The sequence below is a fragment of the Duganella vulcania genome (assembly GCF_009857655.1).
GTDB lineage: Bacteria > Pseudomonadota > Gammaproteobacteria > Burkholderiales > Burkholderiaceae_D > Rugamonas > Rugamonas vulcania.
The window spans coordinates 1-6,793 of the sequence record NZ_WWCX01000168.1; the positions used below are offsets into that span (position 1 = coordinate 1).

Consider the following 6,793-nt stretch of genomic DNA (forward strand, 5'->3'; position numbering starts at 1 on the left):
GGCGCGGCGGGCGCGGCGGCTGGCGCGACCGAAGCGGCCGGCGCGGTATTGCGGGCCAGGTCCACTGGCGCGGCCACCTGCGGCGACTGCGTCGCGCGCAAGTCGGCCGGATCCAGCAGGAACGTGTATTCGCGGACCATGCGTCCGCCGGTCCAGGTCAGCTCCAGCAGCATGTCGACGAAGGGTTCGTTGACCGGCTGGGTCGACGTCACGCGGATCACCTGGCGGCCGTTGCGCTGCTCGACGTCGAAGCGCAGCGACAGCAGGGTCGGATTGAAATCGATATTGGCGGTGCGGAAGGCTTCGGCCGGCGCCAGCTTGGCGACCAGGCCACCGGCCTCTTCCGCCGACACCGCCGTCAGCTCGATCTCCGCCCGCAACGGCTGCCCCAGCGAGGACTGGACGGTCAGCTTGCCGAGCCCGGCGGCGTTGGCCGTGGCCGCCACCAACACCGCGCTGGCGACAGCCCCCGTGAGGGTCTTCAACGCGAAGGAAACAATGCTGGAGCGAGTTGGTACGTGCATAGTGGGCGGCATCAGGTTGTCAGAGGGAAAATGTTACTTTCCCAGATATACCAACATATCATCATGCTCCAGAGCATGCAAGCTTTGCACGATGTTTCTCTAGTGGTACATGAAGATGTGTAACGTCTATGCCTACTTTAAACCAAAAAAAGGGGTTTTCCCTATGAGAGCTCATAGAGAAAACCCCTTCTGCTTTAACAATTGCCGGATGGCGTGTTACTTGGCGTGTTACTTGTCCAGCACGATGCGCAGCATGCGGCGCAGCGGTTCGGCCGCGCCCCACAGCAGCTGGTCGCCGACGGTGAAGGCCGACAGGTAGTCGTCGCCCATGCTCATCTTGCGCAGGCGGCCGACCGGGATCGTCAGGCTGCCGGTGGCGGCGGCCGGCGACAGGTCCTTGACCGACGCTTCACGCGTGTTCGGCACCACTTTGACCCACTGGTTGTTGGCGGCGATGATGTCGTGGATCTCGTCGATCGGCACGTCTTTTTTCAGCTTGATGGTCAGCGCCTGCGAGTGGCTGCGCATGGCGCCGATGCGCACGCACAGGCCGTCCACAGGGATGGCCTTGGAACCGAAGTCCGCGCCCAGGCCCAGGATCTTGTTGGTCTCGGCGCCGCCCTTCCACTCTTCCTTCGACTGGCCGTTGCCCAGGTCCTTGTCGATCCACGGGATCAGGTTGCCGGCCAGCGGCGCGCCGAACTGCTTGGTTTCTTCGGCGCTCAGGCCGTGCTGGGTGGCCAGCACCTGGCGGTCGATTTCCAGGATGGCGGAGGCCGGATTGTCCAGCAGCGCCTTGACCGACGAGTTGATGGTGCCGAACTGGGTCAGCAGCTCGCGCATGTGCTGCGCGCCGCCGCCCGACGCCGCCTGGTAGGTCATGGAGGTCATCCACTCGACCAGGTTGTGCTGGAACAGGCCGCCCAGGCCCATCAGCATGCACGACACGGTGCAGTTGCCGCCGATGTAGTTCTTCACGCCCTTGCCCAGCGCGTCCTTGATCACGTGCAGGTTGACCGGGTCCAGCACGATGACGGCGTCCTTCTCCATGCGCAGCGTGGAGGCGGCGTCGATCCAGTAGCCGTTCCAGCCGGCCGCGCGCAGCTTGGGGAACACCTCGGTGGTGTAGTCGCCGCCCTGGCACGAGATGATGATCTCGCACTTTTTCAGTTCGTCGATGTCGGTGGCGCTTTTCAGTTTGGTCTCATTCTTCGCCATCGCCGGAGCGTCGCCGCCCGGGTTCGAGGTGGTGAAGAACACCGGTTCGATGTGGGCGAAATCGCCCTCTTCCTGCATGCGCTGCATCAGAACCGAACCCACCATGCCGCGCCAACCTACCAAGCCTACGAGTTTCATTTTCATTCCCTCTAATAATTTATACTATTTATACCAAAGCCTTGACCACCGCGTCGCCCATCTCTTCCGTGCCCACCTTGGTGGTGCCGGCCTCGAAGATGTCGGCGGTGCGCAGGCCTTGCGACAGCACGTGCTTGACGGCGTTCTCGATGCGGTCGGCCTGTTCGGCCTTGTTCAGCGAGTAGCGCAGCATCATCGCGGCCGACAAAATCGTCGCCAGCGGATTGGCGATGCCCTTGCCGGCGATGTCGGGAGCGGAACCGTGCGACGGCTCGTACAGGCCCTTGTTGTTGGCGTCCAGCGAGGCCGACGGCAGCATGCCGATCGAGCCGGTCAGCATGGACGCCTGGTCGCTCAGGATGTCGCCGAACATATTGCCGGTGACGATGACGTCGAATTTCTTCGGCGCGCGCACCAGCTGCATCGCGGCGTTGTCGACGTACATGTGCTCCAGCGCGACGTCCGGGTATTCCTTGTGCACGTCGGTGACGATGTCTCTCCAGAACTGGAAGGTCTCCAGCACGTTGGCCTTGTCGACGCTGGTCAGGCGCTTGCTGCGCTTTTGCGCGGCCTGGAACGCCACGTGGGCGATGCGGCGGATCTCGCCTTCGGCGTAGCGCATGGTGTCGTAGCCTTCGCGCTGGCCCTTGAAGGCGCCGTCCGGGCACTCGCGCACGCCGCGCGGCTGGCCGAAGTAGATGTCGCCGGTCAGTTCGCGGATGATCAGGATGTCCAGGCCCGACACCACTTCAGGCTTGAGCGTCGAGGCGTTGGCCAGTTGCGGATACAGGATGGCCGGACGCAGGTTGGCGAACAGGCCCAGGTTCTTGCGCAGACCGAGGATCGCCTGCTCCGGACGCAGCGCGCGCTCCAGCGTGTCGTACTGGTAGTCGCCGACGGCGCCGAACAGCACCGCGTCGGCCGCCTTGGCCAGCGCCAGCGTGCCTTCGGGCAGCGGGTGGCCGTGGGCGGCGTAGCCGGCGCCGCCGACCGGCGCGCTTTCCAGCTCAAATTTTTCGCCCAGCACGTTGAGGACTTTGACGGCTTGCGCGATGATTTCCGGGCCGATACCGTCGCCCGGGAGGATTGCGATTTTCATGAGTAGTTTTCGAGATTAGATGACGTTGGCCAACCAAGGTTGGGTTGCCAGATGGCGCTCTTCGAAGCCGCGGATAGCGTCGGCGTGGCGCAGCGTCAGGCCGATATCGTCGAGCCCGTTCATCAGGCAGTATTTGCGGAAGGCGTCGATCTCGAAGGGATAGGAGACGCTGCCATTGCTGGTGGAGATGCGCTGCTGTTCAAGGTCGACCACCAGACGGTAACCGGGGAAGGCCTTGACTTCATTGAACAGGTGATCAACCTGCGCTTCAGGCAATACGATCGGCAACAAGCCGCTCTTGTAGCAGTTGTTGAAGAAGATGTCGGCGAACGAGGGCGCGATGATCGCGCGGAAGCCGTACTGGTCCAGCGCCCACGGCGCGTGCTCGCGCGAGGAGCCGCAGCCGAAGTTCTTGCGGGTCAGCAGGATCGAGGCGCCCTGGTAGCGCGGCTCGTTGAGCACGAACTCCGGGTTGAGCGGACGCTTGCTGTTGTCCTGGCCGGGCTCGCCGTGGTCCAGGTAACGCCATTCGTCGAACAGGTTCGGGCCGAAGCCGGTGCGGTGGATGGACTTCAGGAATTGCTTCGGAATGATGGCGTCGGTGTCGACATTGGCGCGGTCCAGCGGTGCGACCAGTCCTTCGTAGATCGTAAATTTATCCATGATGCTCACTATGTTGACGGCGGCGCGCGGGACCGCGCCGGCCGTCGGGGTCGGGTTTAATGGCCCGCGGCGCCCTGCACCGCCTGGCCGGCTTTCTGCACATCCTTGCCGACGCCGGCAATGGTGTTGCAGCCGGTGATGGTCAGGGCGAAGATGGTCAGTGCGATCAGTTTTTTCATGTTGGTTCTCAAGATGGGTGGTGGATGACGTCAGCGCAGGGCACGCACGTCGACAAAGTGGCCGGCGATACCGGCTGCCGCCGCCATCGCGGGAGACACCAGATGGGTGCGTCCGCCCTGGCCTTGGCGTCCTTCAAAATTGCGGTTGGAGGTGGAGGCGCAGCGCTCGCCCGGTTCCAGGCGGTCGGCGTTCATCGCCAGGCACATCGAGCAGCCCGGATCGCGCCATTCGAAGCCGGCGTCCTTGAAGATGCGGTCCAGGCCTTCCTTCTCGGCCTGGTCCTTGACCAGTCCGGAGCCCGGCACCACCATCGCCAGCTTGACGTTGGAGGCGCGCTGCTTGCCGCGCACCACCTCGGCGGCGGCGCGCAAGTCCTCGATGCGCGAGTTGGTGCACGAGCCGATGAAGACCTTGTCGATGCGGATGTCCTCGATCGCCATGTTGGGCTTGAGGTTCATGTACACCAGCGCCTTTTCGATGGCGTCGCGCTTGACGCTGTCTTTTTCGTTTTCCGGGTCCGGCACGCGGCCGTCGATCGAGGTCACCATTTCCGGCGACGTGCCCCAGGTCACCTGCGGCTTGATCTCGGCGGCGTTGAGCGTGACCACCAGGTCGAATTTGGCGCCGGCGTCGCTGTGCAGCGTGCGCCAGTAGTCGACCGCGCGGTCCCAGTGCGGGCCCACCGGCGAGAACGGGCGGCCCTTGACGTAGTTGATGGTGACGTCGTCGACGCCGATGATGCCGGCGCGCGCGCCGGCCTCGATCGCCATGTTACAGACCGTCATCCGGCCTTCCATCGACAGCGCGCGGATGGTCGAACCGCCGAACTCGATACAGTAGCCGGTGCCGCCGGCGGTGCCGATCTTGCCGATGATGGCCAGCACCACGTCCTTGGCGGTGACGCCGGCCGGTAGCGCGCCGTCGACCTGCACCAGCATGGCCTTGGATTTCTTCTGCAGCAGCGTCTGGGTGGCCAGCACGTGTTCCACTTCCGAGGTGCCGATGCCGTGCGCCAGCGCGCCGAAGGCGCCGTGGGTGGAGGTGTGCGAGTCGCCGCAGACCACGGTCATGCCCGGCAGGGTGGCGCCCTGCTCCGGCCCGATCACGTGGACGATGCCCTGGCGCTTGTCGTTCATGTTGAAGTACGTCAGGCCGTAGGACTTGGCGTTCTTGTCCAGCGTTTCCACCTGCAGGCGCGAGACCGGGTCGGCGATGCCGTCGGCGCGGCCGGTGGTCGGCACGTTGTGGTCGGCCACCGCCAGGTTGGCGGACACGCGCCATGGCGCGCGGCCGGCGGCGCGCAGGCCGTCGAAGGCCTGCGGGCTGGTGACTTCGTGCACCAGATGGCGGTCGATGTAGAGGATGGTGGTGCCGTCGTCCTCGGCCTTGACCACGTGGGATTCCCAGAGTTTGTCGTAAAGCGTCTTCATCATGATTTATGAGTACTGCTGCTGCCTGTGTGAGTGATCCACTTCGATTATGCCATATTGTGCAATGCGGTAGCGGCCGCCGCTGCCCGGCCTCGTGAGCCGATGCGGTTCCGCCTACCGATACACTTTTTATGACTCCTTTTGAAAAATCTTGTATTGCGTATAAAAATGCGAATAAAAAAAAGCCTGCGTGGACGCAGGCTTTTGGTCTATCTGGCCTAGTGCTGAGACTAAGCCGCCATGCGTACACTACCTCGACACCCGTCCATTAGGAACGATAGGCCCACCACTAGCACCAGTTCGCCTTCGGCCGAACGCGCGGTGCCGGTGATGCCCTCGACGCTAATGGCGGTCATCGGTTTAATCACCAGGTCGGCGGTACCGTCGACCGCTTCCACCGCCAGGATGTACGGCTGTGGCGCGGCGACAACAATACCCACCTTCTCGCGGCAGCTCTCGTAGCCCAGCGAATCGGCCAGCGAACGCACCGGCAGCGGACGGCCCTGGTCCTTGAGCACCGGCGCGCCGCCCACTTCCATGAACACTTCCGGCAGCTCGACCACGCGTTGCACCACAGCCATCGGCAGCGCCAGCGCTGCGCCCGAGGTCGACACCAGCATGGTCGGCACGATCGACAGCTCGATCGGCAGGCGGATGGCGAACTTGGTGCCCTTGCCCAGCGACGATTCGATGTGGATGGCGCCGCGGTTCTTCTCCACGGCGGTCTTCACCACGTCCATGCCGACGCCGCGCCCGGACACGCTGGACGCGACTTCCTTGGTCGAGAAGCCCGGCAAGAATACCAGCTGGAAGCATTCGTCGTTGGTCAGCTGCACCGATTCGGAGATCAGGCCTTTCTGCTGGGCCTTGGTGCGCAGCACCACCGGATCCATGCCCTTGCCGTCATCCTGAAGCACAATCATAACGCTATTTGCTTCCTGCCATGCTTTAAGCGAGATATACGACTTGGCCGGCTTGCCCGCCGCCAGCCGGTCTTCCGGCGATTCGACGCCGTGGTCCAGCGAGTTGCGCAGCATGTGCACCAGCGGATCGTACAGGCTGTCCACCACCACGCGGTCGACTTCGGTCTCCGCGCCTTCGATGGTCAGCTCGACGTCCTTGCCCAGGTCCTTGGCCAGCTCGCGCACCAGGCGCGGGAACTTCTGGAACAGGCGGCCGACCGGCTGCATGCGGGTCGCCAGCGTGGCGCGCTGCAGCTCGGTGGAGTAGCGCGAGGCGCGTTCCAGCGTCTCGGCCAAGGTCGCCATCAGCGTCTGGGCCTGGCCTTCGAACTTGAACTGCAACAGGCGTTCCAGCAGCACGGCGGCCTGGTTGGCGGCCTGTACCGATTCGCCGGCCACTTCCAGCAGCGCGTCCAGCTTGACGGCGTCGACCCGGATCGATTCTTCCTTGGCCGGCGCGGCGTGCGGACGCTCTTCGCGTTTCTCGGCCGCTTCGCGCTTGGCCGGCGACGAGGCCGGGTTGGCGACCTGCACGGCGGCCACGACGGCGGCCAGCTCGGCGGCCGGGAGCGGCGTCGA

Annotated in this window: 7 protein-coding genes; all 7 read right to left on the reverse strand. The window is 64.2% G+C overall.

Annotated features, from left to right (window positions below; translation table 11 throughout):
* Positions 1-524: type IV pilus assembly protein FimV (locus GTP90_RS34250; RefSeq protein WP_371875173.1), on the reverse strand; the 524-nt coding region annotated here is incomplete at its 3' end.
* Between the two features lie 228 nt (positions 525-752).
* Complete coding sequence (gene asd / locus GTP90_RS34255) at positions 753-1,880, reverse strand: aspartate-semialdehyde dehydrogenase (RefSeq protein ID WP_117014891.1); 1,128 nt, start codon at positions 1,878-1,880, stop codon at positions 753-755.
* A 28-nt stretch (positions 1,881-1,908) separates the two neighbouring features.
* Positions 1,909-2,979 (reverse strand): 3-isopropylmalate dehydrogenase, encoded by a 1,071-nt coding sequence (gene leuB, locus GTP90_RS34260; protein ID WP_161087703.1) that lies wholly within the window; start codon positions 2,977-2,979, stop codon positions 1,909-1,911.
* A 15-nt stretch (positions 2,980-2,994) separates the two neighbouring features.
* Positions 2,995-3,642, reverse strand: a complete 648-nt coding sequence (gene leuD, locus GTP90_RS34265) for a 3-isopropylmalate dehydratase small subunit (RefSeq protein ID WP_117014888.1) — start codon at positions 3,640-3,642, stop codon at positions 2,995-2,997.
* Between the two features lie 56 nt (positions 3,643-3,698).
* Positions 3,699-3,821, reverse strand: coding sequence for an entericidin A/B family lipoprotein (locus GTP90_RS34270; RefSeq protein ID WP_020701795.1), 123 nt, complete (start codon positions 3,819-3,821; stop codon positions 3,699-3,701).
* A gap of 30 nt (positions 3,822-3,851) precedes the next feature.
* Positions 3,852-5,255 (reverse strand): 3-isopropylmalate dehydratase large subunit, encoded by a 1,404-nt coding sequence (gene leuC, locus GTP90_RS34275; protein ID WP_161087704.1) that lies wholly within the window; start codon positions 5,253-5,255, stop codon positions 3,852-3,854.
* Between the two features lie 227 nt (positions 5,256-5,482).
* Positions 5,483-6,793 (reverse strand): chemotaxis protein CheA (locus GTP90_RS34280; RefSeq protein WP_161087705.1); only part of this gene is annotated, 1,311 nt, incomplete at its 5' end.

Bases quoted from the DNA above. Each gene is read 5' to 3' on its own strand.
- leuD (WP_117014888.1), bottom strand. From the start codon at position 3,642: ATGGATAAATTTACGATCTACGAAGGACTGGTCGCACCGCTGGACCGC.
- asd (WP_117014891.1), bottom strand. From the start codon at position 1,880: ATGAAACTCGTAGGCTTGGTAGGTTGGCGCGGCATGGTGGGTTCGGTT.
- leuC (WP_161087704.1), bottom strand. From the start codon at position 5,255: ATGATGAAGACGCTTTACGACAAACTCTGGGAATCCCACGTGGTCAAG.
- leuB (WP_161087703.1), bottom strand. From the start codon at position 2,979: ATGAAAATCGCAATCCTCCCGGGCGACGGTATCGGCCCGGAAATCATC.
- GTP90_RS34270 (WP_020701795.1), bottom strand. From the start codon at position 3,821: ATGAAAAAACTGATCGCACTGACCATCTTCGCCCTGACCATCACCGGC.